The 25220-nt window shown below is 71.6% G+C and carries 26 protein-coding genes and 1 pseudogene; 8 read left to right on the top strand and 19 right to left on the bottom strand.

Features of this window, described 5'->3' with window-relative positions:
• Nucleotides 1–283: 283 nt before the first annotated feature.
• Nucleotides 284–496 (bottom strand): hypothetical protein, encoded by a 213-nt coding sequence (locus ACFY0P_RS40850; RefSeq protein WP_388925542.1) that lies wholly within the window; start codon nt 494–496, stop codon nt 284–286.
• 958 nt (nt 497–1454) lie between these two features.
• On the opposite strand from ACFY0P_RS40850, the gene ACFY0P_RS40845 reads away from it, so the two are divergent.
• Entirely contained in the window at nt 1455–1895 is a 441-nt protein-coding gene (locus tag ACFY0P_RS40845) for a cell division protein SepF (RefSeq protein WP_388925539.1), read from the top strand.
• A gap of 37 nt (nt 1896–1932) precedes the next feature.
• Here the strand turns inward: ACFY0P_RS40845 and ACFY0P_RS40840 are convergent, their stop codons facing one another.
• Nucleotides 1933–3126 (bottom strand): acyl-CoA dehydrogenase family protein, encoded by a 1194-nt coding sequence (locus ACFY0P_RS40840; protein ID WP_388925536.1) that lies wholly within the window; start codon nt 3124–3126, stop codon nt 1933–1935.
• A 352-nt stretch (nt 3127–3478) separates the two neighbouring features.
• Nucleotides 3479–5089 (bottom strand): MFS transporter, encoded by a 1611-nt coding sequence (locus tag ACFY0P_RS40835; RefSeq protein ID WP_388925533.1) that lies wholly within the window; start codon nt 5087–5089, stop codon nt 3479–3481.
• A gap of 260 nt (nt 5090–5349) precedes the next feature.
• Between ACFY0P_RS40835 and ACFY0P_RS40830 the strand changes: the two genes are divergently transcribed.
• Complete coding sequence (locus tag ACFY0P_RS40830; RefSeq protein WP_388925530.1) at nt 5350–6654, top strand: mannosyltransferase family protein; 1305 nt, start codon at nt 5350–5352, stop codon at nt 6652–6654.
• 238 nt (nt 6655–6892) lie between these two features.
• A complete protein-coding gene (locus tag ACFY0P_RS40825) occupies nt 6893–7912 on the top strand; it encodes a phosphatase PAP2 family protein (protein WP_388925527.1) in 1020 nt (339 codons plus the stop codon).
• 107 nt (nt 7913–8019) lie between these two features.
• Here the strand turns inward: ACFY0P_RS40825 and ACFY0P_RS40820 are convergent, their stop codons facing one another.
• Nucleotides 8020–8235: an I78 family peptidase inhibitor gene (locus tag ACFY0P_RS40820; protein ID WP_362594483.1), complete on the bottom strand. Its 216-nt coding sequence runs from the start codon at nt 8233–8235 to the stop codon at nt 8020–8022.
• 494 nt (nt 8236–8729) lie between these two features.
• Nucleotides 8730–9416, bottom strand: a complete 687-nt coding sequence (locus ACFY0P_RS40815; protein ID WP_388925524.1) for a transglycosylase family protein — start codon at nt 9414–9416, stop codon at nt 8730–8732.
• A 541-nt stretch (nt 9417–9957) separates the two neighbouring features.
• On the opposite strand from ACFY0P_RS40815, the gene ACFY0P_RS40810 reads away from it, so the two are divergent.
• The gene (locus ACFY0P_RS40810; protein ID WP_388925521.1) at nt 9958–10743 is read left to right on the top strand and encodes a hypothetical protein; all 786 of its coding nucleotides are present in this window, start codon (nt 9958–9960) and stop codon (nt 10741–10743) included.
• 207 nt (nt 10744–10950) lie between these two features.
• On the top strand, nt 10951–11358 hold the full coding sequence (locus ACFY0P_RS40805) for a hypothetical protein (RefSeq protein ID WP_388925518.1): 408 nt from the start codon (nt 10951–10953) through the stop codon (nt 11356–11358).
• A 55-nt stretch (nt 11359–11413) separates the two neighbouring features.
• On the opposite strand, the gene der is transcribed toward ACFY0P_RS40805, so the two are convergent.
• The 6 genes from der to ACFY0P_RS40775 form a co-directional block, all read right to left on the bottom strand.
• Complete coding sequence (der, locus tag ACFY0P_RS40800) at nt 11414–12898, bottom strand: ribosome biogenesis GTPase Der (protein WP_388925515.1); 1485 nt, start codon at nt 12896–12898, stop codon at nt 11414–11416.
• Between the two features lie 80 nt (nt 12899–12978).
• Entirely contained in the window at nt 12979–13662 is a 684-nt protein-coding gene (locus tag ACFY0P_RS40795; RefSeq protein WP_388925512.1) for a lysophospholipid acyltransferase family protein, read from the bottom strand.
• Nucleotides 13620–14306, bottom strand: a complete 687-nt coding sequence (gene cmk, locus ACFY0P_RS40790) for a (d)CMP kinase (protein ID WP_388925509.1) — start codon at nt 14304–14306, stop codon at nt 13620–13622. The genes ACFY0P_RS40795 and cmk overlap by 43 nt, the downstream gene beginning before the upstream one ends.
• 96 nt (nt 14307–14402) lie before the next feature.
• A complete protein-coding gene (locus ACFY0P_RS40785) occupies nt 14403–15488 on the bottom strand; it encodes a prephenate dehydrogenase (RefSeq protein ID WP_388925506.1) in 1086 nt (361 codons plus the stop codon).
• Complete coding sequence (aroH, locus tag ACFY0P_RS40780) at nt 15485–15847, bottom strand: chorismate mutase (RefSeq protein ID WP_388925504.1); 363 nt, start codon at nt 15845–15847, stop codon at nt 15485–15487. Before aroH ends, ACFY0P_RS40785 begins: the two co-directional genes overlap by 4 nt.
• 47 nt (nt 15848–15894) lie before the next feature.
• On the bottom strand, nt 15895–16116 hold the full coding sequence (locus ACFY0P_RS40775; RefSeq protein WP_388925501.1) for a hypothetical protein: 222 nt from the start codon (nt 16114–16116) through the stop codon (nt 15895–15897).
• A gap of 57 nt (nt 16117–16173) precedes the next feature.
• Between ACFY0P_RS40775 and ACFY0P_RS40770 the strand changes: the two are divergent.
• The 3 genes and pseudogenes from ACFY0P_RS40770 to ACFY0P_RS40760 form a co-directional block, all read left to right on the top strand.
• Nucleotides 16174–16341: pseudogene (locus ACFY0P_RS40770) on the top strand (DUF6529 family protein); the annotation flags it as partial.
• Nucleotides 16338–16823, top strand: coding sequence for a Rieske (2Fe-2S) protein (locus ACFY0P_RS40765; protein WP_388925498.1), 486 nt, complete (start codon nt 16338–16340; stop codon nt 16821–16823). The pseudogene ACFY0P_RS40770 and the gene ACFY0P_RS40765, both read left to right, overlap by 4 nt.
• 22 nt (nt 16824–16845) lie before the next feature.
• Nucleotides 16846–17589: a DNA polymerase beta superfamily protein gene (locus tag ACFY0P_RS40760; protein WP_388925495.1), complete on the top strand. Its 744-nt coding sequence runs from the start codon at nt 16846–16848 to the stop codon at nt 17587–17589.
• Here ACFY0P_RS40760 and ACFY0P_RS40755 read toward each other — a convergent pair.
• The 8 genes from ACFY0P_RS40755 to ACFY0P_RS40720 all read right to left on the bottom strand — a co-directional run bounded on the left by ACFY0P_RS40755 (nt 17515) and on the right by ACFY0P_RS40720 (nt 24901).
• Nucleotides 17515–18273: a DNA polymerase beta superfamily protein gene (locus ACFY0P_RS40755; RefSeq protein ID WP_388925493.1), complete on the bottom strand. Its 759-nt coding sequence runs from the start codon at nt 18271–18273 to the stop codon at nt 17515–17517. The genes ACFY0P_RS40760 and ACFY0P_RS40755 overlap by 75 nt on opposite strands.
• Nucleotides 18274–18277: 4 nt before the next feature.
• The gene (locus ACFY0P_RS40750) at nt 18278–19300 is read right to left on the bottom strand and encodes an ADP-ribosylglycohydrolase family protein (protein ID WP_388925491.1); all 1023 of its coding nucleotides are present in this window, start codon (nt 19298–19300) and stop codon (nt 18278–18280) included.
• Nucleotides 19297–20016 (bottom strand): NUDIX domain-containing protein, encoded by a 720-nt coding sequence (locus ACFY0P_RS40745; protein WP_388925489.1) that lies wholly within the window; start codon nt 20014–20016, stop codon nt 19297–19299. Before ACFY0P_RS40745 ends, ACFY0P_RS40750 begins: the two co-directional genes overlap by 4 nt.
• Nucleotides 20017–20246: 230 nt before the next feature.
• Entirely contained in the window at nt 20247–21371 is a 1125-nt protein-coding gene (locus ACFY0P_RS40740; RefSeq protein WP_388925485.1) for a pseudouridine synthase, read from the bottom strand.
• Between the two features lie 11 nt (nt 21372–21382).
• On the bottom strand, nt 21383–22030 hold the full coding sequence (scpB, locus tag ACFY0P_RS40735; RefSeq protein WP_388925482.1) for an SMC-Scp complex subunit ScpB: 648 nt from the start codon (nt 22028–22030) through the stop codon (nt 21383–21385).
• Nucleotides 22027–23148, bottom strand: a complete 1122-nt coding sequence (locus ACFY0P_RS40730; protein WP_388925479.1) for a segregation/condensation protein A — start codon at nt 23146–23148, stop codon at nt 22027–22029. Before ACFY0P_RS40730 ends, scpB begins: the two co-directional genes overlap by 4 nt.
• Before the next feature lie 38 nt (nt 23149–23186).
• The gene (locus tag ACFY0P_RS40725; RefSeq protein ID WP_388925476.1) at nt 23187–23789 is read right to left on the bottom strand and encodes a hypothetical protein; all 603 of its coding nucleotides are present in this window, start codon (nt 23787–23789) and stop codon (nt 23187–23189) included.
• Nucleotides 23774–24901 carry a ParA family protein gene (locus ACFY0P_RS40720; protein WP_388925473.1) on the bottom strand — a complete coding sequence of 376 codons (1128 nt, stop codon included), beginning with the start codon at nt 24899–24901 and terminating at the stop codon, nt 23774–23776. The genes ACFY0P_RS40725 and ACFY0P_RS40720 overlap by 16 nt, the downstream gene beginning before the upstream one ends.
• Nucleotides 24902–25220 lie beyond the last annotated feature (319 nt).

Here is a 25220-nt window from a genome sequence, read left to right as displayed (position 1 = left end):
GCTCCCACATCGACTTCGGTCGCGTGTGGTCCTCCTCCTGTTGAGCTGACCCCCTGCACGCCCCGCGGCCGGCGGGGACTCTTCACGTTCTCCCTTCGCCTTCACACGCATCCCCTCCCCTCGAAAACCGACGCCGCTTCCCCGCGCCCCTAAGGGGCGCGGGGAACTGCGCGAGCAACCACACACAACCAGCACTCGCCACCCGACCCGCGCCCCCACGGCGACCAGCGTGCAGCCATCACCCTCCTCCTGGGTCGGGACCTCACCCCGATCACCCGGTCCATCAACGCCCCCAGCACATCCCGCACCGCCCCCCGCTCCCGCGCATCGCACTCCAGCACCGGCACGTCACGCCGAGCCGTCCGAGGGACTCGCGCACCGAGCCGGCCGCGTTGTCATCACGGCCCCGGAGCGCCTGGTCGAGCCGGTCGCGGGCGGTGTCGGTGGCCTTGCGCCGCGCGGGCAGCTTGCCCGCGAACTCCTTGACGCCGCCCACCTGTCCGGTGGCGAGACCGCGTTCGTTCCAAAGTTCGTGGATCAGGCCCTGCAGTGTGATCTCCAGCCGGGCGTCGGCCGCGGTGGCGGAGGCGTTGCGACAGACGGAGACCTGCTCTGTGGCCGCGACGCCCAGCAGCGTCAGCAGGACGGCGAGGGCCAGGACCAGGATCCTCGGGAGCCTGGTGCGAATGGTGGCTGCTTGCAGGGAAGTGCCTTAATGATGAGGCGAGTTGATGGATGCGCAGAACCGGAGGGGGAGAAATGGTTCTGCGCTCCGGCCAACGAACCTCTCCGGGCAGCGATCACCCGATCATGTTTTTGTTTTACGTCACGGAAACAGGATCAAGGTGAATCCCGAGGCGACCGCCCCGGCGCCGCGCGTCCGTATACGGTGACGGACACGTACGCGGGTTGACGTCACCCGCCGCCGCATCCGTGCCGGACGACGCCCCCTGAGCCACTGTCAGACCCGTTCACGGAAGCCGGTGATGGCCGCTGTGATCCGCACGGACCGCCCTCGATCACCGCGGCGGGCGCGTCCCGGACCCCGGCCCGACCGCGCCCCGGCCGCCACAAGTACTGCGCCCACCAGGACTTTCTCCCCGCCGCGCGGCTGGCCGACCGCGCGCTCCGACCACCCCGAAGACAATCCGAAGAGCCCCGGAGGGCACTCCCGAGGCACTCCCGAGGCGCTCCGAAGACGCCCCGAACCGCCTCGGCCCGTTCACCCGGACGCACCGTTCATCACCCGTACGCCGGGAACAATCATATTTCACTCTCAGTCAGCAGCCGTGTGAGCTACCGCCCTTGGGGTACCTGGGCTCTCGACGTTTTGGCTCTGCACCAGTACCGTCACAAACCCCCCGTGCGGCGTCTATCCACTTGGCGCGACATCCGCATCATGGACGACCATAGGGATGCGGAAGCAAGAAAGACCGCTGTGAGAGGAGGCGTCCATGGGATCGGTACGCAAGGCGAGTGCCTGGCTCGGCCTCGTCGACGACAACGATGACGAGCGTTACTACGACGACGACTACTCCGAAGGGACCGAGCAGCCCGGGGATGCCTGGGTCACCGACCCCCGGGTCAAGGTGGCCACGGACACCGCCGAGGAGAAGGGCCGCCGGATCGGCACGGTCACCCCGGACAGCTTCCGGGACGCCCGCGCGATCGGCGAGCTGTTCCGCGAGGGCGTGCCGGTCATCGTGAACCTCACGGGCATGGAGCCGGGCGACGCCAAGCGCGTGGTCGACTTCGCGGCCGGGCTGACCTTCGGTCTGCGCGGCACGATCGAGCGGGTCGCCAACCGGGTGTTCCTGCTGACCCCCGCGAACACCGAGATCGTCAGCGGTGAGCCGGCCAGGCGCCGCGAGGACGGCTTCTTCAACCAGAGCTGAGGCAGGGCCGCTCACCGGCCCTGCCCCCGCGCGGGGTTCACCGGAAGGCGTCGAGTCCGGTGAGGGCCTTGCCCAGCACCAGCTGGTGCATCTCGACGGTGCCCTCGTAGGTGAGCACCGATTCGAGGTTGGTCGCGTGCCGCATCACGGGGTACTCCAGCGAGATCCCGTTCGCCCCGAGGATCGTCCGCGCGGTACGGCAGATCTCGATGGCCTCGCGTACGTTGTTGAGCTTGCCGAAGCTGACCTGCTCGGGACGCAGGCGACCGGCATCCATCCGCCGCCCCAGGTGATGGGCGAGCAGGATTCCCTTGTGCAGTTCGACCGCCATGTCGGCGAGTTTGGCCTGGGTGAGCTGGAAGCCGCCGATGGGCCGACCGAACTGCTCCCGTGACTTCGCGTAGTCGACGGCGGTCTCGAAGCAGGTGCGTGCCGCGCCCATGGCGCCCCACACGATCCCGTACCGGGCGTGCGAGAGACAGCTGAGCGGCCCCTTGAGCCCGGTGACCTCGGGCAGCACGGCATCGGCGGGCAGCCGCACGTCGTCCAGCACCAGCTCGCTGGTGACACTGGCCCGCAGCGACCACTTGTGCTTGATCTCCGGCGCGGAGAACCCGGGCGTGTCCGTGGGCACGACGAACCCCCGGATCCCGTTCTCCGTCTGCGCCCACACGACGGCGACGCCCGCCACCGACCCGTTGGTGATCCACATCTTCCGCCCGTCGAGCACCCAGTCGCCGCCGGCGTCGCGCCGGGCGTACGTCCGCATGGCGGCCGGGTCGGACCCGTGATCGGGTTCGGTGAGCCCGAAGCACCCGATGACGTCACCGGCGGCCATAGCCGGCAGCCACCGCTGCTTCTGCTCCTCACTCCCAAACCGGTAAATGGCGTACATGGCGAGCGACCCCTGCACGGACACGAGCGACCGAATGCCCGAGTCGGCGGCCTCCAGCTCCAGGCAGGCGAGCCCGTACTGCACGGCGGACGCCCCGGCGCAGCCGTACCCGCTGAGCGACATCCCGAGCGCCCCGATCGACCCGAGCTCCTTGGCGAGCTCCCTGATGCCGGGCAGCTCCCCGCTCTCGTACCACTCGGCGACGAACGGCAGCACCCGATCCGCCGCCCAGCTCCGCACGGTCTCCCGTACGGCGAGATCCTCCGGCTCCAGAAGATCGTCGATCCCGAGCGGGTCACCGGCATCGAACGGAGGCAACTTCACGGACGCGGACATCAGAACCCTCCCAAAACTAGCACCGCTAGTTACACCAGCTTAGGCACAGTCTCCCTGTTCCCCCACCCACACACCACCCGCGCGGGTCACGTGAACACCCACCCTCGGCGACCGCGGGCAGACCCCCCTCCGCAAAGGCAGTACGCAGCCCCGCACCCGCATCCGAAGCCGCCAACGGCGAACCACCCCCACAGGTCGCCCCACCCCTCCCCCAACCCGCACGGGCGGTGCGCGGGTGGGAAAAGCCCTGACCCGCACCCGCCAACGACGCACCACCCCCACAGGTCGGCAAACCCCTCCCCCGACCCGCACGGGCGGTGCGCGGGTGGGAGAAGGCCCTGACCCGCACGGGCTACGCCGAGACGCGGGAGCGTTCGGGTTCCCTGGGGGCGGGGAGGTCCACCGACGCCGCGATGTCCTCGCAGTGCATGGCGCGCGGCAGGCGCAGTGCCATCACCGCCCCCAGCAACAGCAGCCCCGCACTCACCAGCAACGTCACATGCAACCCGTGCACATAGGAGTCCCGCGCCGCCCGGCGCAACGCCGCCCCGGCCGCCCCACCCAGCCGTCCGGCGACGTCGTACGCCTCCCCCAGCGAATGCCCCGCCGCGGCCGACGCCGACGCCGGCACCCCCGGCACCCCGGCCAGCCCCGGCGCGTACGCCGCGTTCATCACGCTGCCGAGGAGCGCGATCCCGATCCCGGCACCCAGCTGGTACGACGTCTCGCCGATCGCCGCCGCCCCGCCTGCCTGCGCCGCCGGCGCCTCGCTCAGCATCGACTCGTACGCCCCGAACAGCGTGGTCTCCAGGCCGAACCCGAGCAGCAGGAAGCCGAGGAGCAGCAAGCCCGCGTTGTCCGTCCCGCCCATCGCCGTCAGCGTGAGCACCGCCGCCGCGGTCAGGCAGAAGCCGAAGCACACCATCCGGCGCGGGCCGAAGCGCCGGAGCATCCGCGCCCCGGCCAGCCCCGCCGCCATCGCGGCGAGCGTCAGCGGCAGCAGTCGTAGCCCCGTCTGCAGCGGCGAGAGGCCCAGCACCAGTTGCAGGTACTGCGCGGCGATCAGCTCGAGACCCACCAGCGCCAGCATCGCCAGCACGATGCAGCCCACCGCCGTGGAGAACGCCGGCCGCGCGAACATCTTCAGGTCCACCAGCGGGAACGTCCGCCGCCGTTGCCGTCGTACGAAGAACACCAGCAGCAGCGCGCCGAGCACGAGCGGCACCACTGTCAGCACACTGCCCGCCGGCTCGCCGCCGCCGAGGCGCTTCACGGCGAACACCACGCCGAACAGGCCGACCGCCGCCATCAGCGCGCCGACCACGTCCCAGGGGCCGTCGCGGTCGCCGCGGGACTCGGGGAGGAGGAGACGCCCCACCGGAAGGCTGACCAGCATCAGCGGGATGTTGACCAGGAAGACGGAGCCCCACCAGAAGTGTTCGAGGAGGAAGCCGCCGAGGAGGGGGCCGACGGCGGCGCCGACCGCGGCGACCGCGCTCCAGATGCCGATGGCGAGGGCCCGCTCACGGCGGTCGGGGAAGACCTGCCGCAGGATGGAGAGGGTCGCCGGCATGATCATCGCACCGCCGACGCCGAGCAGTGCCCGGGCCCCGATCAGCGCCGCCGCGCTCGGCGCGAGGGCGGCCGCCGCGGAGGCGATGCCGAACAGGGCGTAGCCGAGGAGCAGGACGCGCCGCCGGCCCACCCGGTCGCCGAGCGTGCCGAACAGGATCAGCAGCGAGGCGCAGACCAGCGGGTAGACGTCGACGATCCAGAGCAGCTCCATGGCGCCGGGCTTGAGGTCCTCGGTGACCGCGGGCACCGCGACGTGCAGCACGGTCGCGTCGAGGGCGACCAGCAGCAGGCTGACGCAGAGGACGACGAGGACGACCCAGCGGTTGGCACCGGCCCTGGACACCGCACGACGGCGCGGTCGTACGGCGGCCGTGGTCGTCCCGGACATGTACGTACCTCCCAGATGGTCCCTCGCGTGCGGCGGACCGGCGGGGTGGGGACTCCCCGTCGTACGGCCGGAGAGGAGCGGGGTCTCCGGCCCGCGCATACGAACGCGAGTGACATGTCAGCGTACGCGAGTTCGTTCCGGGGGCACGTGGCGGACCTCTCACACGCTCCGGAGAACTCATGTGGCGTACGCCACTGCCCCCGCTCCGCACCACGCCCGCGCGTTCCCCGCGGTTCCGGGCCCCGTCGATAATCGAGCCCGTGACCGATCTTGAAACGCCCGTGGCGGCACCGCGCGCCCCCGCCCTGCGCCGGGCGGCGCCGGCCCTGCTCGGGTACGCGGCCGTGCGCGCCCTCGGCCTGGTCGTGCTGGCCGGGTGGAGCGCGGGACGGGGCAAGAGCGCGTACACCTTGTTGACGGCGCGCTGGGACTCGCTGTGGTACACGCGGGTCGCCGAACTGGGCTACGGCTACGAGGTCCGGCTGCCGAACGGCGACGTCCACTCCAACCTGGCCTTCTTCCCGCTGCTGCCCTGGCTGGAGCGCCTGCTGCACGCGCTCGCGCCGCTGTCGTACGCCGACGCCGGCTTCACGGTGAGCCTGCTCGCCTCGCTCGCCGCGGCCTGGGGGATCTTCGCGGTCACGGACGTCGTGTACGGCCGGCGGGTGGGGGTCTGCGCGGTGCTGGTGTGGGCCGTCCTGCCCGTCGGGATCGTGCAGTCGATGGCGTACAGCGAGTCGTTGTTCACGGCGCTGGCCGCGTGGTCGCTGTACGCGGTGCTCACCGGCCGCTGGGTGACCGCCGGGGTGCTGGCTGCGCTGGCGGGGCTGACCCGGCCGGTGGGGCTCGCCGTGGTGGCGGCGGTATGGACGGCGGGGGTGGTCTCGTTCGTGCGGGATCGAGGCACGGGCGCGCGGGATGGTGGTACGGATCAGCCGGACGGCGCGCATCTCGACGAACGCGCCCCCGAGGCGTCCGGCGCCGCTCGCGCCCGGCGCGAGCGGCAGGCAACCGGCGCGCCACAGGCAACACGCGCCCCCCACGTCACCACCACCCCCGGCGCCCCCGCCTGGCGCCGCGCCCTCGGCATACTGCTCGCCCCCGCGGGGACCGCCGCCTATGTCCTGTGGGTCGGCCACCGCACCGGCCGGGGCCCGCTCGGCTACCTGGACGTCCAGGCGGGCTGGCGCAACGGCTTCGACGGCGGCTATGCGTTCGCGCGCTTCGTCGTCGACAAGTTCACGTCATTTCCGTCCGCTCTGGCCGGAGCGGGTTTGATCCTCGGTGTCGGCCTGCTGCTGTGGCTCTACGTGATCGGCGTCCGGCAGCGGCAACCGCTCCCCCTGCTGGTCTACACGGGTGTCGTCCTCGTGCTCGCGCTGTGCGCGTCGAGCTACTTCGGATCCAAGCCGCGGCTGCTGATGCCGGCCTTCCCGGTGCTGCTGCCGCTCGCCCGGGCCCTCGCCCGACTGCGCACCAGCAGATCGGCGCTGGTCACGGCGGGTGTGGCAGTGGCCTCGGCGATCTATGGCGCGTTCTGGCTGAACGGCTCCGGACCTCCATGATCGTTCCGATGACCCCGATGAGCAGCGGGAGAATTCCACCCCATGCTTTGGTTAACGAATTCATAAGTGCCATAAAACGGCGACCCGGCATGATCAAAGGAATTGAAGGGCAGACCCGCCGAGGATTACGGAATCCTTAGAATTCGGAGACCTCCTGAGAGGTTTCCCACATCACATCGTCATCACAAAGCCGCTGTTTCGACCGGGAACAGAGCTCACTCGCTGTAACGTCGATTGGGTGCGTACCGAACGAAACCTCACCCGTCTGGACCGGGTGTTCGCCAGGCTGGACCGTGAGCCGGAACGGCCGGCCCACATTGATGTGCCGAAGATGAGCCGGCACCGGGTCGTGTTGTTCACCGCGACCCTCGCCTTCTACCTGGCGATCGTGTGGGCCGTCGTGATCACGTCCTGGCTGGTCCGGCTCGACTGGCAGGTCATGTTCTTCCGGCCGTACCAGCAGTGGTCGGGAATCCACTGGTTCGTCGACTACTACGTCGTCCTCGGCCAGCGCGGCCCGACCGCCGTGATGGTCGCGGCCTGGCTGGGCTGGCGCTCGTGGCGGCAACACACCCTGCGCCCGCTGCTCACGCTCGGCGCCTCACTGCTCCTGCTCAACATCACGGTCGGCGCCGCGAAGCTCGGCATGGGGCGACTCGGACCGCACTACGCGACCGTCATCGGCTCGAACGAGATGGGCCTGGGCGGCGATATATTCCCCAGCGGACACACCGCCAACGCGGTGGTGACCTGGGGAATTCTGGCATATCTGGCCTCCACCCCGAGAGCCCGCCGCTGGCTCTCCGCCGCCTCGGCGGTCACCTCCCTCGGCGTCGGCATGTCCACCGTCTACCTCGGTACGCACTGGCTGAGCGACGTGTTGCTGGGCTGGGCCGCGGGGCTGCTGATCCTGCTGGCGCTGCCGTGGTGCGAGCCGTTCATCGCCCGCGCCGAGACCTGGCTCTTCGACCTGCGCGACCGCTGGCGCGCCCGCCGCGGCGGCACGGTGCCCGCGCCCGTCCCGGTGCCCGTGGTCCTCAAGCCGCGCCCGGTGCCCGTCGACCAGGCGGCGCCGGAGCCCGAGCCGGTCTCCCTGGCCCGCCCGCCCAGGGCCCCGATCCACCTGGCGCCCGGTCCGCACACCGCCCGCTCGGAGCGCACCCCGGTGACCCCGGTGGGCAGCCGCCGCCCGCAGCACCCCGAGCGGCAGCCGCGCGGCACCGCGGCCCAGGCGGCCCGCCCGCTGACGGGCGGCTGACGGCCGTACGGAGGCGACAGCGGGGTCCAGGTACGCACAACCGGCCCCGGCACGGCGAAGGCCCCGGTTCCCGCAGTACGGGAACCGGGGCCTTCGCCGTCGGACGGTCAGCCCTTCCAGGCGCGCGCCACCACGCCGTCCCGTACCTCGAAGTTGAGCCGGCCCGTCCGGTACTCCATGGTGATGATCGCGCCCGGCGGCAGCGAGCGCACCGTGGTCCATCCCCGCTGCCGGGCGAGCCGTTCCGCGTCGCCCGCGTCGCGGCCTACGTACCCTTGCGGGCTGTCCTGGGGCTCCGTCGGCGGAGCGGTGTCCGGTGCCATGCGGCCCACGCTAGGCCGCTTCCGGCGGAGACGGAAGCCGAAGTCCCACGTCCACCTCCGGTCACACTTCTGTCACAGAACCACGACACGCGTTTCAATCGAACTCCGTCACACGTACGAGCGGTTCCATGCGTCTTCCTGGCGCATTCGAGCGTAATTCCCCGATGCCGGTAGGGTCTTCCGAAAAGCCGCCGGAAAGAACCGGAAGCGGGGAACCAGGGCACTCCCGCGCGTGCATTCCATTCCGATTCCGACGGCCCGCACCGAAGCTGACACCGCATAAGAGATTCACCGCTTCGGCACAGAACCCCCGTACCGCGCGGGTAGGACCGGGGGTGCGGCAACCTGAACTCGGAGCGTGCCGTCCGCGCATGAATCGCCCTCACATACGAGCACGCGCCCCCATTCGGAGCATGTACATGCCCCCACAAAACGCACCGTGTCCCACCCGGTCGGACCGGGCGGGACACGGTGGTGCGGGGCAGGGACTCGCGTCAGAGCGCGAGGCGCTGCCCGGGCACGATCAGGTTCGGGTCGCCACCGATGACGGCCTTGTTGGCGGCGTAGAGGCGCTGCCAGGTGGTGCCGTGCCGCTCGGCGATCTGGCTCAGGGTGTCGCCCTCGCGGACGGTGTAGTCACCCTTGGCCGAGGTGCGGCCGGTGCCGGCCGTCGAGCGCTGCGGCGCCTTCACCGCGGGGGCCGGCTTCCGGGTGGTCGAGGACTTCGTCGACTTCGTCGCCGACTCCGTGCTGCTCTTCGTGGTCACCGAGGCGCTCTCGGGCGCCGAACCGGTCGCCCCGGCCCGCCCCGAGCAGACCGGCCACGCGCCCCAGCCCTGGGCGTGCTGGACCTTGGTGGCGACGGCGATCTGCGCTTCCCTGGAGGCCTGGTCGGCCGTCGCCGCGTAGGCGGTGCCGCCGTACGCGCGCCAGGTGGAGGCGGAGAACTGGAGTCCGCCGTAGTAGCCGTTGCCGGTGTTGATGTGCCAGTTGCCGCCGCTCTCGCACCGGGCGATGCGGTCCCACACTCCGTTGTCCGCCGCCGCGGCGTTGCCGGTGGCGGCCAGCAGGCCCAGCGGGGCGAGCAGCGCCGCTCCGGCCAGGGCTGCCGTCGTACGGCCCTTGCGGGAGCCGTTCTTGTTCGCGGCGGTCTCACGGGTGGTATCGGCACACTCGGACATGTATTTCCCTCTCCACGTACCCGGGGTCCCCCAGGCGGGACGCGGTCCCCGCGCAATGGACGCGGTTCCTCGCGCTCGCCCCGTCCGCCGCGGCCGGTACTGCGGTGGTGCTCTGCCTGGTGCCGGCCGGCGGACGTACCCGAGCGGTGCTCGCTGCACACGGCGGAGGAATCTAGAGATCGGGAACGCCCGAAATCAACCAACTCCCCGTCAGGCCAGGCCAGTTCGGTGTTACCTTGGGTAGCGGCGATTTTCGGCCACCCACTACATTCCGGGATTTCGTGATTTGTCGACCACGGGTTCGACGGATCTGTGATTCACTTCACCGCGTCAAACTCCTTTGACTTGCGAAGAGTTGACGGGGAGTGCCGGATTCCGCACGAGGAGTGACCCTGTGCAGCGGATGGTTCGATCCCGATCCTCCCCATGCGTGACCCCCACCACAGATCACCCGTTGTCTTCTTCATGAGCCCGCGACCCCGGGGGCTCACGGACCGGGAGCCACCCGGGCCTTCACGTACCGCATCCCGAGGGAGCCACCGTGCCGCGCATGCTCGACGTCAGCGACGAGGTACGCGCCGAGATCGGCGACGAAGAAGCCGACCGGCTGCTCGCCGGAGACAACGCCCCAGGCAGTTACGACTGCACGTCCTGCCGCACCCCGGGCGACTCCGAACAGGAGCGCACCAGCACGGTCCTGTTCATCGGCGACGAGACCGCCGTCCTCGCCTTCGCCCACGCCACCTGCCTGCCCTCGCAGGTCGTCCAGGTCACCGAGGAGCAGTTGCAGGGCGCGGTCCGCTCCATCAGCGGCGACAGCGCGCCCGGCGGCGGGTCGCAGAAGGCCGTGCCCGAGCAGGCGGTGCTCGGGGTGACCAGCGGACTCGTGCTGATCGCCGGGGAGTTGCACCCCGCGCTGGTCGTGGAGCCGACCTCGCCGATCGTGCGGCCCGGCACGGACGGGGTGGGCGACGACTTCCTGCCGCTCCTCATCGAGCAGGGCTTCATGCCGGTGCCGGAGCTGACCGCGGTACCGCCGGTGCTGCACGGGTGGTCGGTCCTGCTGGCGGTGGGTCAGCTGCACGCGGTGCTGCAGCCGGGGCCGACGGGCGGGCAGCCGGTGGCGTGGTGGCAGGCGCATCAGCCGCTGCAGGTGACCGACGGGTGGCGGGCGGCCGCCAACAAGCACCAGCAGGTGCTGATGTTCGCGGCGCCGGTCGGGTCGATCGGACGGCAGCCGCGGGAGGACCTGCTGCGCGACGCGATCGACAAGGCGGCGGCGAACGGGCAGCTGGTGGCGGCGGCGCTGCCGCTTGCGGGGGTTTGAGGGGCACCTGACGTGTGAGGGGCTGCGCCAAGTGGGCGGCTGCGGGTCGTGTCTGGTTGCTCGCGCAGTTCTTCCCCAGCCTTCGGCCGGGGGTACCCCCAGCGCCCCTTACCGGGCGCTCGACAGCCCTGTGCCGAACGGCGGGCCGCGCCCCTAAAAGCAAACGACGAACCGCATCTCTTCAAGATTCCGGTCGTTTGGACATACGTGCACGCATACGACCTTCCTCACCACCGGCCGTCCTTCTCCGCCATTCCCGCTGCTCGGGTGGCCCAGGAGGCCCAGGGCGGGCTCTCGGCCACGCCGATCTACGACTCGCTGTACACGGAGTGGGTCAAGGCCTTCCGTACGCTGCCGGGCGATCGCAGCGGGGAGGAGTCCCTGGGGTTCGTCGCCTTCGGGAACGCCCCGTTCAGTACCGGCACCCACGGGCTGGGCTCGTACGGAGGGAACTCGTACAGCGCGTACAGCGCCGGTGCCTACAGCGCCCGGAGCGGTGGCGGGCAGCCGCAGCAGCCGCAGTGGCAGCGGATCGGGACGCTCGGGCGGTCCCAGGAGGCCGGGATGGCGCCCGTCCCGGTGGCGCTTCCGCCGGCTCCGCGCCGGGGGATGTGACACAGGGGAGAGGGGCGGCCACCGGGTCCGGTGGCCGCCCCTCTCCTCTGTGTCCCTACTTCTTCTTCGCGCCGCGCTTCTCGCGCACCCGCACGGAGATATGGATCGGCGTGCCCTCGAAGCCGAACTCCTCGCGCAGCCGGCGCTCGATGAAGCGGCGGTAGCCCGCCTCGATGAAGCCGGAGGCGAACAGGACGAACCGCGGCGGCTTGGTACCGGCCTGGGTGCCGAACAGGATGCGCGGCTGCTTGCCGCCCCGGACCGGGTGCGGGTGGGCCGAGACCAACTCGCCGAGGAAGGCGTTGAGGCGTCCGGTGGGGACGCGGGTCTCCCAGCCGGCGAGAGCGGTCTCGATGGCGGGGACCAGCTTCTCCATGTGGCGGCCGGTGCGGGCCGAGACGTTGACGCGGGGTGCCCAGGCGACCTGGCCGAGCTCGGTCTCGATCTCGCGCTCCAGGTAGTAGCGGCGCTCCTCGTCGAGGGTGTCCCACTTGTTGAAGGCGAGGACGACGGCGCGGCCCGCCTCGACGGCCATGGTGACGATCCGCTGGTCCTGCACCGAGATGTTCTCGGAGGCGTCGAGCAGGATGACCGCGAGCTCGGCCTTCTCGACCGCGGCCGCGGTCCGCAGCGAGGCGTAGTAGTCGGCGCCCTGCTGGAGGTGGACGCGCTTGCGGATACCGGCGGTGTCGACGAACTTCCAGGTGACCCCGCCGAGTTCGATGAGCTCGTCGACCGGGTCACGGGTGGTGCCGGCCAGCTCGTTGACGACGACGCGCTCCTCGCCCGCCACCTTGTTGAGGAGGGAGGACTTGCCGACGTTCGGGCGGCCGATGAGGGCGATCCGGCGCGGGCCGCCGACACCGGGGCCGCCGAAGGTCTGCTCGGGCGCCTCGGGCAGCGCCTCCAGGACGGCGTCGAGCATGTCGCCGGTGCCGCGGCCGTGCAGGGCGGAGACCGGGTGCGGCTCGCCGAGGCCGAGGGACCAGAGGTAGGCGGCGTCGGCCTCGCCGCTGGGGCCGTCGACCTTGTTGGCGGCCAGCACGACCGGCTTGCCGGCCTTGCGCAGCAGCCGTACGACCGCCTCGTCGGTGTCGGTCGCGCCGACCTTGGCGTCGACGACGAAGACGACCGCGTCGGCCGCCTCGATCGCGTACTCGGCCTGGGCCGCCACCGAGGCGTCGATGCCGAGGACGTCCTGCTCCCAGCCGCCGGTGTCGACGACCTTGAAGCGGCGGCCGGCCCACTCGGCCTCGTAGGTCACGCGGTCCCGGGTGACACCGGGCTTGTCCTCGACGACGGCCTCGCGGCGGCCGATGATCCGGTTGACCAGAGTCGACTTGCCGACGTTGGGACGGCCGACGACGGCGAGGACGGGCAGCGGGCCGTGGCCTGCCGCCTCGATGGCACCCTCGACGTCCTCGATGTCGAAGCCCTCTTCGGCGGCGAGCTCCATGAACTCCGCGTACTCGGTGTCACCGAGCGCCCCGTGGTCGTACTCGTGCTCAGCCGAGTCGCCGGGCTGGATGTGGTCGTTCATGAAGTCCGTACCTCGTCGTTCATCGTGGTGATCGGTGGACCGGCCGACGCAGAAAGGGCTGGTCCACTACTAAGTCTCGCCTAGCGTCCGGTCAGACGTCTGGCGTTTTCCAGGTGGCCGGCGAGCTGCTTCTGGATGCGCTCGGTGGCCTCGTCCAGGGCCTTGCGGGTGCGGCGGCCGGTGCCGTCGCCCGCCTCGAAGGAGTCGCCGAAGACGACGTCGACGCGGGAGCGCAGCGGGGGCAGCCCCTTTATCAACCGTCCCTGCCGCTCGGAGCTTCCCAGCACGGCCACCGGGACGATCGGCGCCCCGGAGCGCACCGCGAAGTAGGCGAGACCCGCGCGGAGCGCGGCGAAGTCGCCGTCGCCGCGGCTGCCCTCGGGGAATATGCCGAGCACTCCCCCGGCCTCCAGGACGCCGAGCGCCCGGGTGACCGCCGTGCGGTCGGTGGTCTGACGGTCCACCTTCAGCTGCCCGATCCGGGTCAGGAACGGGTCGAGCGGGCCGACGAACGCCTCCTTCTTGATGAGGAAGTGCGTCGGCCGGGGCGCCACGCCCATGACCATCGGGCCGTCGATGTTGTGGGAGTGGTTCACGGCGAGGATCGCCGGGCCCTGCGCGGGCACCTTCCAGGCGCCGAGCACGCGCGGCTTCCACAGCCCGTACATCAGGCCGACCCCGATGCGGCGCCCGGTCTCGGCGCCCCGCTGCGACGGAAGGCTCACTCCCCGGCCCGCTTCTCCTCGACGAGGGTGACGACGCACTCGATGACCTGGGCCAGCGTCAGCTCGGTGGTGTCCACCTCGACCGCGTCGCCGGCCTTGGCGAGCGGCGAGGTCTTGCGGGTCGAGTCGGCGGCGTCGCGCTTGACCAGGGCCTCGCGGGTGGCGTGGACGTCGGCGCCCTTGAGCTCGCCGCTGCGGCGGGCCGCGCGGGCCTCCGGGGAGGCGGTGAGGAAGACCTTCAGGTCGGCGTCGGGCAGCACGGTGGTACCGATGTCGCGGCCCTCGACGACGATGCCGTGCGCGGCGGCGCGGGCCAGCGACCGCTGCAGCTCGCTGATCCTGGTGCGCACCTCCGGTACCGCGCTGACCGCGCTGACCTTGGAGGTGACCTCCTCGGTGCGGATCGGGCCGGAGACGTCCACGCCGTCGACGGTGATCGTCGGCTTGACCGGGTCGGTCCCCGAGACGATCTCCGGCTTGCCGGCCACCGCGGCGATCGCGGTCGGGTCGGTGAGGTCGATGCCGTTGTTCACCATCCACCAGGTGATGGCCCGGTACTGGGCGCCGGTGTCCAGGTAGCTCAGGCCGAGCTGCTCGGCCACGGCCTTGGACGTGCTCGACTTGCCGGTGCCCGAGGGGCCGTCGATCGCGACAATCACGGGCTTTACGGCGCCGTTTTCCACGGGTGGACACCTTCCGGGTGCAGGGTGGTGGGTGGTGTGCGGGCGGCGGTGCGCCCCGCACAAGGTTACCGGCCCCCGGGACCGCCGCTTCCAGCGCTACTGCCGCAGCGCCCAGCCCCGGTCCCGCAGCGCCGACGTGAGCACGGGCACCGCCTTCGGCTCCACCCAGAGCTGGACGTGACCGGCCTGCTGACCGGTCGCGTGCTCGATCCGCACGTCCTCGATGTTGACGCCGGCCGCCCCGGCGTCCGCGAAGATCCGGGCCAGCTGACCGGGCTGGTCGTCGATGAGCACCGCCACGACCTCGTACACCCGCGGCGCCGAGCCGTGCTTGCCGGGGACCCGCACCTGGCCGGCGTTGCCGCGGCGCAGCACGTCCTCGATGCCGGCCCCGCCCGCGCGCCGCTCGGCCTCCTCCGAGGACTGCAGGGCGCGCAGGGCGCTGACCGTCTCGTCGAGGTCGGCGGAGACGTCCGCGAGCAGGTCGGCGACCGGGCCGGGGTTCGCGGAGAGGATGTCGATCCACATCCCGGGGTCGGAGGCGGCGATCCGGGTCACGTCCCTGATGCCCTGTCCGCACAGCCGTACGGCCGACTCGTCGGCGTGCTCCAGGCGGGCCGCGACCATGCTGGAGACCAGGTGGGGCATGTGGGAGACCAGGGCCACCGCGCGGTCGTGGGCGTCGGCGTCCATGACGACCGGCAGGGCCCGGCAGTGCGAGACCAGCTCCAGGGCGAGGTTCAGCACCTCGGTGTCGGTGTCCCGGGTCGGGGTGAGCACCCAGGGCCGGCCCTCGAAGAGGTCGGCGGTGGCCGCCAGCGGCCCGGACTTCTCCCGGCCCGCCATGGGGTGCGTCCCGATGTACGACGACAGGTCCAGGCCCTTCGCCTCCAGCTCCCGGCGCGGGCCGCCCTTGACGCTGGCCACGTCGGCGTAGCCGCGGGCCAGGCCCCTGCTCATCGCGTCCGCGAGGACGGGGGCGACGTGGGCGGGCGGGGCGGCGACGATCGCCAGGTCGACCGGGCCGTCGGGCGGCCCGTCGGTGCCCGCGCCGAGCGCGGCCGCGGTACGGGCCTGCTCGGGGTCGTGGTCGGCGAGGTGGACGACGACGCCCCGCTGGGCGAGAGCGAGCGCGGCGGACGTACCGATGAGACCGGTACCGATGACGAGCGCGGTCCTCACTGGGCGATGTCCTTGCGCAGGGCGGCCGCGGCGCCGAGGTAGACGTGGTTGATGTCGGCGCGGGGCCGGTCGGACTCGATGTGCGCCAGTATCCGTACGACGCGGGGCATGGCGCCCGCGATGTCCAGCTCCTGGGCGCAGATCAGCGGCACGTCGACGATGCCGAGCTTGCGCGCGGCGGCCGCCGGGAAGTCGCTGTGCAGGTCGGGAGTGGCCGTGAACCAGATGCTGATCAGGTCGTCGGCGGTCAGGCCGTTCCGCTCCAGGATGGCCGTGAGCAGCACTCCGACCTGCTGGTCCATGTGACCGGCCTCGTCCCGCTCCAGCTGGACGGCCCCCCGGACCGCTCGTACCGCCACGGCACTGCTCCTGTTCTGACGTCGGCCTCTTGGTCCGTCCAGCCTAGTCAGACCGCCGCCGCGCCCGTGCGCCGCGCCCGCCCGCTGAGACGCTCCAGGTCCTTCGGGACGGTCGGGCCGGACTTCGCGAGGGTCTCCAGGAGCCCGCCCAGCGAACCGCCGCCCTGGCCGTGGCTCATCGCGCCGATCAGCGTGGTCAGCATCCCGGCGCCGGCGCCGTCGTCGCCCAGGAGGCTGCCGAGTATGTTTTCGAGGTCATCGCCTGCCATGGCCCCAATGTCACGCGTATGACCCCATTCCGCTACTTGGGGTGAACCACCCTGTGCGGTGCGCCCTCTTTCGGTGTTTTCAGTGCCAAGATGCTGCTGCTCCGCTCGGAGCGACTCCCTGGCCGGCTGCTGCCGATCGTCGGTGGGCTGGTGTTCGCCGTGCTCACGCTCGTCCGGCCGGCGTCCGCCTTCAGGTTCTTCCGCACGTTCGGGGTGACGACATGACCGACGGCTCCACTCGGCGCACCGTGCTCACGACGGGTACCGCGGCGCTCGCCGCGACCTGCGTGGGTTGCGGCAACAACAACGGCAACGGCTCCTCCAGCACGTCCGAGACGCCCAGCGCGTCCGAGACGCCCGGCTCGTCGGCGTCGCCCACCGCCGGATCGTCCGCCTCCGGGTCGGCGAGCGCGGCCGCGGGGAAGGCGCTGGCGCAGACGAGTGAGATCCCGGAGGGCGGCGGCACGATCTTCAAGGACCAGAAGATCGTGGTGACCCAGCCGACGAAGGGCGAGTTCAAGGCCTTCTCGGCGATCTGCACGCACATGGGCTGCACCGTGAACCGGGTGGCGGACGGCACCATCGACTGCCCCTGTCACGGCAGCAAGTTCCACATCGCCGACGGTTCGGTCGCCCACGGCCCGGCGCCGCGGCCGCTGCCGGCCGAGTCGATCACGGTGAGCGGAAATTCGATCACCCTGGGCTGACCGGCCACGTACGCTCCCGGGCATGCAGCCCGAGGACCTGGTACGCGACCACACGATCTACGCCTGTGTCATGGGGTCGCGGGCCTTCGGCCTGGCCACCGAGGAGAGCGACACCGACCGCCGGGGTGTGTTCCTCGCCCCCACTCCCCTGTTCTGGGGCTTCGAGAAGCCGCCCACGCATGTCGACGGGCCGGGCGAGGAACGGTTCTCCTGGGAGCTGGAGCGGTTCTGCGAGCTGGCGCTGCGGGCCAATCCGAACATCCTGGAGTGCCTGCACTCGCCGCTGGTCGAACACCTCGACGACACGGGCCGCGAACTGCTCGCCCTGCGCGGTGCGTTCCTCTCCCGGCGCGCCTACGACACCTTCACCCGCTATGCCCTCGGCCAGCGCCGCAAGCTCGACGCCGACGTCCGGACGCACGGTGCCCCGCGCTGGAAGCACGCGATGCATCTGCTGCGGCTGCTGACGAGCGCCCGCGACCTGCTGCGGACCGGCGACCTGGTGATCGACGTCGGCGACCGGCGCGCGGAGTTCCTGGCGGTGAAGCGGGGCGAGATCTCCTGGACGGAGGTCGAGTCCCGGATGGCCCGGCTCGCCGCGGAGACCGAGCGCGCCCTGCCCGGCACCCCGCTCCCCGCGGAACCGGACCACGCGCGCGTGGCCGACTTCCTCTTCCGGGTGCGCCGGGACTCAGCCCTCCAGACGCACGCGGATCACCAGGTCGTGCAGGGCGTCGTACGCGCTGGGCGCGTCGGGCAGCGCTGAACCGTTCTGCGCCTCGTCGAGCAGGACGTGCAGCCGCTCGACATCGGCCGCCACGCGCGCGTCCTCGACGGCGGCCCTGCCGTGCTCCTGCTCGGCCTTGGCGGCGATCAGCTCGGGCAGGTGGGCGGGGGCCTCGGGCACCTCGCCGAGGAGCGTGGGCAGATGGGCCTGCACCTCGCCGCTGCGCATCAGGTGGATGCCGGTGAGCAGCACCCGGAAGGTGTAGAGCAGCGGTTTGAGTTCGCCGGTCTTCTCGAACAGCCGCCACTGGGTGACCGCGAACCCCCGGTAGTGGTGGGCGTGGTGGCTGGTGAGCACGCCCGGCGCGAGCGCGGCCAGCTCGCGGTGCGTGTCGCCGGTGTGCGCGACGAGCGGCGACAGGAGCTGCTCCAGCACATAGCCGTTGCGGCGCAGCATCAGCCGGGCGAACTTGCGCAGGTCGTGGGTGACGAGGTCCATCTCGACGCCGTAGCGCACCCAGGTCTTCGAGCGGGTCTCCTCCGGCTCGCGCAGCCCGACCAGGTCGGCGGCGGGCAGCAGATGGACGCCCCGCAGGTCCAGGTCGGAGTCCCGGGACGGGAAGCCGTACAGGTGCGCCCCGGAGACGGTCGCGAACAGCAGGGGGTCGGGCTGTTCCGCGACGACGGGTGCCAGGTCGAGGTTCGGATCAAGGGCGTCGATCATGCCCTCAAGCGTCCCAGAGCGCGCCCAGGGTCAGCAGGTCACCCCCGTACTCGATCCGGTCGGCCCACTCGGTCGGCCAGGCGTCCGCGCCCAGCCAGGCACCCGCGAACGCCCCGGTCAGGCAGGCGATCGAGTCCGAGTCGCCGGAGGAGCAGGCGGCCCGGCGCAGCGCGAGCAGCGGCTCGCCGGGGAAGAGCAGGAAGCAGAGCAGACCGGTGGCCAGGGCCTCCTCGGCGATCCAGCCGGCGCCGGTGGCCAGGCACGGGTCGGCCTCCGGCGAGGCGGTGCGCACCGCCTCCTCCAGCCGGTCGAGGATCTCCAGGCACTCGTCCCAGCCGCGCGCGATGAACTCCTCGGGGGACGCGTCGTGGCTGCGGGTCCACAGGTCGCCGAGCCAGGTGTGGTGGTAGCGGGCGCGGTTCTCGTGGGCGTACGACCGCAACTGCCCGACGAGCCGGTCCGGTTCGGTCCCCTGCGCGAGCAGGTGCACGGCACGCGCGGTGAGGTCGGAGGCGGCCAGGGCGGTGGGGTGGCCGTGGGTGAGCCCGGACTGCAACTGGGCGGCTCCGGCACGCTGTTCGTCGCTCAGCCCCGGCGCGAGCCCCATCGGCGCGACCCGCATGTTGGCGCCGCAGCCCTTGGAGTCGATCTGGCTGGCGTCCTGCCAGAGGCGCCCCTCCTCCTTCAGGAGGTTGCAGGCGCGCAGGCAGGTCCGGCCGGGCGCCCGGTTGTTCGCGGGCGACTGGTACCAGTTCACGAACTCCTCGCGCAGCGGCCGCTCCAGCCGCTTGGGCGCGAGTACCCCGCGGTCCATCGCGGTGCGCACCGCGTGTCCCACCGCGAGGGTCATCTGGGTGTCGTCCGAGACGATGGCCGGCCGGGGCAGCCCCATCTCCCGCCAGGGCCCGAACTTGGCGAGGATCGAGGGCACGTCGTTGAACTCGGTGGGGAAACCGAGCGCGTCCCCGAGGGCGAGGCCGATCAGGGAGCCGGTGGCGGCGCGTTTGTCGCCGATGTTCGCGGTCATGCGGGGCGTCCTTCCCGGGACGGGCGGAGCAGGGGCGGGTGCAGCGCGGTGGCGGTGCCCGCGCGGTAGAGGGCGGCCGGTTTGCCGCGGCCGCCGGTCAGCCGGGCGGCGCCCGGGACGGGTTCGACGAAGCCGGGGGTGGCGAGCACCTTGCGGCGGAAGTTGGGGCGGTCCAGCGTGACGCCCCACACGGTCTCGTAGACGTGCTGCAGCTCGCCGAGCGTGAACTCGGGCGGGCAGAAGGCGGTGGCGAGACAGCTGTACTCCAGCTTCGCGCCGACCCGTTCGTGGGCGTCGGCCAGGATGCGGTCGTGGTCGAAGGCGAGCGGCCGGGCCGGGTCGTACGGCAGCCAGCGCGCCTGGGCCGCGTCACCGCCGCCGTGCGGCTCGGGGGCGTCGGGCAGCAGCGCGGCGAAGGCGACGGAGACGACCCGCATCCTCGGGTCGCGCTCCGGCTCGCTGTAGGTGCGCAGTTGCTCCAGATGCAGTCCGGAGACGTCCGACAGTCCGGTCTCCTCGGCGAGTTCCCGCCGGGCCGCCGTCTCGGCCGACTCCCGCGGCAGCAGGAAGCCGCCGGGCAGCGCCCACTGTCCGGCGTACGGCTCCTGTCCGCGCTCGACGAGCAGCACGTGCAGGGCGCCGGCGCGGAGGGTGAGGACGGCGAGGTCGACGGTGACGGCGAAGGGTTCGAAGGCGTACTTGTCGTAGCCCTGCATGTGCCCGTCCACCCCCTCCGTGATCGATGCAACTAATAGTCGCCACGACTATAAAGAGCGTGCGGGCCATCAGGCAACCCCTCCGCGTTGCCCGCCACCCACCCGCAGGCCCTCAGTGGCCACTGGAGCCCCGTTCACGGATATGACAGCGGCCGGTCCCGGAGTGCCCGGGACCGGCCGCCAGAGAGCCGCACACGCCCCCCTACGGGGTCGTGCGGCCCTGGAAGGGTCTAGAGGTCGACTTCCTTCATGAGCATCCCGACCTCGGTGTTGGACAGGCGGCGCAGCCAGCCCGACTTCTGGTCGCCGAGGGTGATCGGCCCGAAGGCGACCCGCACCAGCTTGTCGACCGGGAAGCCGGCCTCCGCCAGCATCCGGCGCACGATGTGCTTGCGGCCCTCGTGCAGGGTGACCTCGACCAGGTAGTTCTTGCCGGTCTGCTCGACGACCCGGAAGTGGTCCGCGCGCGCGTACCCGTCCTCCAGCTGGATGCCGTCCTTGAGCTTCTTGCCGAGGTCGCGCGGGATGGGGCCCACGATGTGCGCGAGGTAGGTCTTCTTCACGCCGTACTTGGGGTGGGTCAGCCGGTGCGCCAGCTCGCCGTGGTTGGTGAGCAGGATGACGCCCTCGGTCTCGGTGTCGAGCCGCCCCACGTGGAAGAGCCGGGTCTCCCGGTTGGTGACGTAGTCGCCGAGGCACTGCCGGCCGTCCGGGTCCTCCATGGTGGAGACCACACCGGCCGGCTTGTTCAGCGAGAAGAACTGGTACGACTGCGTGGCCACGGTCAGCCCGTCGACCCTGACCTCGTCCTTCTCCGGGTCGACCCGCTTGCCCTGCTCCAGGACGATCTCGCCGTTGACCTCGACCCTGGCCTGTTCGATCAGCTCCTCGCAGGCGCGCCGGGAGCCGTAGCCCGCGCGGGCGAGGACCTTCTGCAGACGCTCGCCCTCCTGCTCGGCGCCCGGGAAGGTCTTGGGGAGCTTGACGTCCTTCTTGCCCGCGTACCGCTCGCGGTTGCGCTCCTCGGCGCGGGCGTCGTACTCACGCGAGCTCGCCGGAGCCGTCCGGCCGCGCCCGGTGCCCTGCCCCTGCCGGGGGCCGCCCTTGGCGCCGCCGCGCGCCGAGGCGCCGCGGCCCGACTTCGGGCCGTCCTGGGTGGCGCCGGGGCCCACGTCGTAACGCCGCTCCTCCGGACGCGGCTTCTTCGGCCGGCCGACGCCCTGCTTGTCGTCGCGGGCGTTCCCGGCGCCGCGGTAGTTACCGCGGCCACCGCTGCTCCCGCCGCGGCCGCCGCTGTTGCCACCACGGCTCCCGCCGTTGTTTCCGCTGCTGTTCCTGCCGCTGCTGCTTCGCATCAAAGTTCCGTCTAGTCGTCTGCGTCTGCACCCGGCGCATCGGGTGCGTCCGGGTCGAACGACGGTACGCCCTCCTGGGTCTCGGCCTCGATCGCCTCCGCCTCCGGGAGGAAGGGCGCGAGCTCCGGGAGCTCGTCCAGGCCGCGCAGGCCCATCCGCTCCAGGAAGTAGTTCGTCGTCCTGTACAGGATCGCACCTGTTTCGGGTTCCGCGCCCGCCTCCTCGACCAGACCGCGCTGCAGCAGGGTGCGCATCACACCGTCGCAGTTGACCCCGCGGACGACGGAGACCCGGCTGCGGCTCACCGGCTGCCGGTACGCGACGACCGCGAGGGTCTCCAGGGCGGCCTGGGTCAGCCGGGCGGTCTGCCCCTCCAGGACCAGCCGCTCGACGGCGGGCGCGTACTCGCCGCGGGTGTAGAAGCGCCAGCCGCCCGCGACGAACCGCAGCTCGAAGCCGCGGCCCTGCGCGGTGTACTCCTCGGCCAGCGCCCGCAGCGCCTTCGTGATCGTCTGCTTCGGCCGCTCCAGGAGCTTGGACAGGTGCTCGGCGGTGGCGGGCTCGTCCACGACCATGAGCACCGCCTCCAGGGCCGGCTTGAGGTCGAGCTCGGCGACGGGCCGCAGCCCCGCCGGCAGCTCGGTGGTCTCCTCACTCACGCCTTCTCCTCCTTGGGCGGCTCGGGCGGCCGGTCGAATTCGTCGGTCACCGTCGGCTGGGTCCCCCCGTCCCCGCCGGTCCACCGCACGATCAGGTCCCCGAGGGCGGTCTCCTGGTCGAGGGCGACGGCCTTCTCCCGGTACAGCTCGAGGAGCGCCAGGAAACGGGCGACGACGGTCAGCGTGTTGTCGGTGTCCTCGACGAGCACCCGGAAGCTGGCCTCCCCCAGCTCCCGCAGCCGCGCCACCACGATCCCGGCCTGCTCCTGCACGCTGACCAGCGGGGCGTGGATGTGGTCGACGTACACCTGCGGCTTGGGCTTGGGCTGCATCGCCTTGACCGCGAGCTTGGCGAACCCCTCGGGACCGATGCTGATGACGACCTCGGGCAGCAGCTCGGCGAGATGCGGTTCCAGGCCGACGGTACGGGGCCAGCGGCGGGCCTCGTCGTCCAGGCGCCGGTTGAAGATGTCGGCGATCTGTTTGTACGCCCGGTACTGCAGCAGCCGCGCGAACAGCAGGTCCCGCGCCTCGAGCAGCGCCAGGTCGGCCTCGTCCTCGACCTCGGCGGCGGGCAGCAGCCGGGCGGCCTTCAGGTCGAGCAGCGTGGCCGCGACGACGAGGAACTCGGTGGTCTGGTCCAGGTCCCAGTCCGGCCCCATGGCCCGGATGTGCGCCATGAACTCGTCGGTCACCTTGGAGAGCGCGACCTCGGTGACGTCCAGCTTGTGCTTGGAGATCAGCTGGAGGAGGAGGTCGAAGGGCCCCTCGAAGTTCGCGAGCCGGACCTTGAAGACACCGTCGGGAACGTCTTGCGGCTCCTCGGCGCCGGGGGGCCGGGGTTCGACAGCGCCGGGCGCTTCTTCGGGCTCGTCGGCGTTGTGGGCAGGCGTTCCGCTGGGCGACGGGGGTCCCCCCGCTCGAGCGAAGTCGAGAGGGGGAGAGGGTGGGCACGACGCCCCACCGGCCTCGGCCGGAGCCTCGACCTCGGCCGGCACCGGCCCCTCGTCCACCGACGGCACCGCTTCCGGCGCCGGAGGCGAGACCCCCGGCCCCCTCCCCAGCGCACGCCTGCGGCCGGCGCCGGGGCCGGAAGCGGGAACGTCGTTCGAGGTCATAGCCGTCGCAGGCTACCGCTTACCGCCCACTCGGCCGACTACCGACCCCGCAGCCGTCGTACGAGGATGCTCGCGTCCCCACGGGACTCCAGGTCGGCCAGGACCACGGCGACCGCCTCGCGGACGATCCGGCCCCGGTCCACGGCCAGCCCGTGCTCGCCCCGGAGCACGAGACGGGCGTGCTCCAGGTCCATCAGCTCCTCGGCGGAGACGTACACGGTGATCTTCTCGTCGTGCCGCTCGCGCCCGCTGGGCCGCCGGGCGGGCGCCCGGCCCCCGCGCTTGCGCGGCTGGGCCTGGGCGTCGGCGCCAGAACCTTCCTGCGCCCCCTGCCGGCGTGGGCCGGAGGGCGCCACCGTGGCCGACGCCCCGCGGTTGCGGGACTCCCCGGCGTCGGCCGGCTCGGCCTCCGCCGCCACGTGCTCCGCGCCCTCCCCGTCGCCGCCCTGCACGGGCACCGACTGGGGTGCGTCCTCGGCGGCCTCGGCCGCCGCGTCGTCGTTCTCCCCCACGGGAGTCGCGGGAGCCGGCACCCGGGCCTCGCCGTTGGCCGGGCGCCTGGGAGTGGACGGCTGCAGCGCCATCCCCCCGGTCGTACGGAACAGTTCGTCGGCCCCGGGCAGACTCACTCGGCGTGACACCGGGCGAGCACCTCCCTGGCGAGCTGGCGATAGGCGGCGGCACCGACGGAGTTGGAGGCGTACGTGGTGATCGGCTCGCCGGCGACCGTGGTCTCCGGGAAGCGGACCGTGCGGCCGATGACCGTGTGGTAGACGTGGTCGTCGAACGCCTCGACGACCCGCGCGAGCACCTCACGGCTGTGCACGGTGCGGGAGTCGTACATGGTGGCGAGGATGCCGTCGAGCTCCAGCTCCGGGTTGAGCCGCTCCTGGACCTTCTCGATGGTCTCGGTCAGCAGGGCGACACCACGCAGGGCGAAGAACTCGCACTCCAGCGGCACGATCACCTTGTGAGCCGCCGTCAGCGCGTTGACCGTGAGCAGGCCGAGCGAGGGCTGACAGTCGATCACGATGTAGTCGTAGTCGGGCATCAGCGGCTTCAGGGCGCGCTGCAGCGTCGACTCACGGGCCACCTCGGAGACCAGCTGGACCTCGGCGGCCGACAGGTCGATGTTGGAGGGCAGCAGGTCCATGTTGGGGACCGCGGTCTTCAGGAGGACCTCGTCGGCCGCCATGCCCCGCTCCATGAGCAGGTTGTAGACGGTGAGGTCGAGCTCCATCGGGTTGACGCCGAGACCGACCGACAGCGCGCCCTGCGGGTCGAAGTCCACGAGCAGCACCCGCCGGCCGTACTCCGCGAGCGCGGCACCCAGGTTGATGGTCGACGTGGTCTTGCCGACGCCGCCCTTCTGGTTGCACATCGCGATGATCGTCGCGGGGCCGTGACTGGTCACCGGGCCCGGGATCGGGAAGTACGGGAGTGGGCGCCCGGTCGGGCCGACGCGCTCGCGGCGCTGGCGGGCCGCGTCGGGCGCGAGCGTGGCCGCGTACTCCGGATCGGGCTCGTACTCGGCGTCGGGGTCGTAGAAGTGCCCGTCGGGCAGTTCGTCGTAGTCGGCGAATTGGTTGTGGGGCGCGCCACTTCCGTCGCCGGCCATGGCGTTCACGTGATGGCCATCCATGCTCTGGTGTGCTGTCCGCGTGGTCAGCGGACTCCGGGCTGCTGCGAAGGTACGCACCGCGACGGAGCCGACAGCCTCGAACCCCGCGGGACCCTGGTCCCGTACCGGCATTCCTGGTTGACCACCCCCGGGAGAAAATGTCGACTCATTCACAAGTCGTCTTACCTCCTTGGTGACCAGGAAACTTCTAGACAGGTCAGCGTGGCACTATGCCGACGGTTGGCGACTCTATGGCGTGTCGGGTGTTCGCAGCAACACAATCCGCCGGACCCGGCAGGATGTGTCGGCAATGAAACATCCCGCTGTCAAGGGCGTACGGCCGTCGCACAGCAGGTTTCACCGGTGTGCGAATCGGTCGAAGGGTTACGTTCGAGGCGAGTTGACCGCAAGTCGCAAAGTGACCATACACACATCCGGCCGGACCTTGTCG

It is taken from the genome of Streptomyces sp. NPDC001714, assembly GCF_042892755.1.
Classification (GTDB): domain Bacteria; phylum Actinomycetota; class Actinomycetes; order Streptomycetales; family Streptomycetaceae; genus Streptomyces.
The sequence above is the reverse complement of the archived record's forward strand: the minus strand, read 5'-3'. Positions and strand labels throughout refer to the sequence as shown.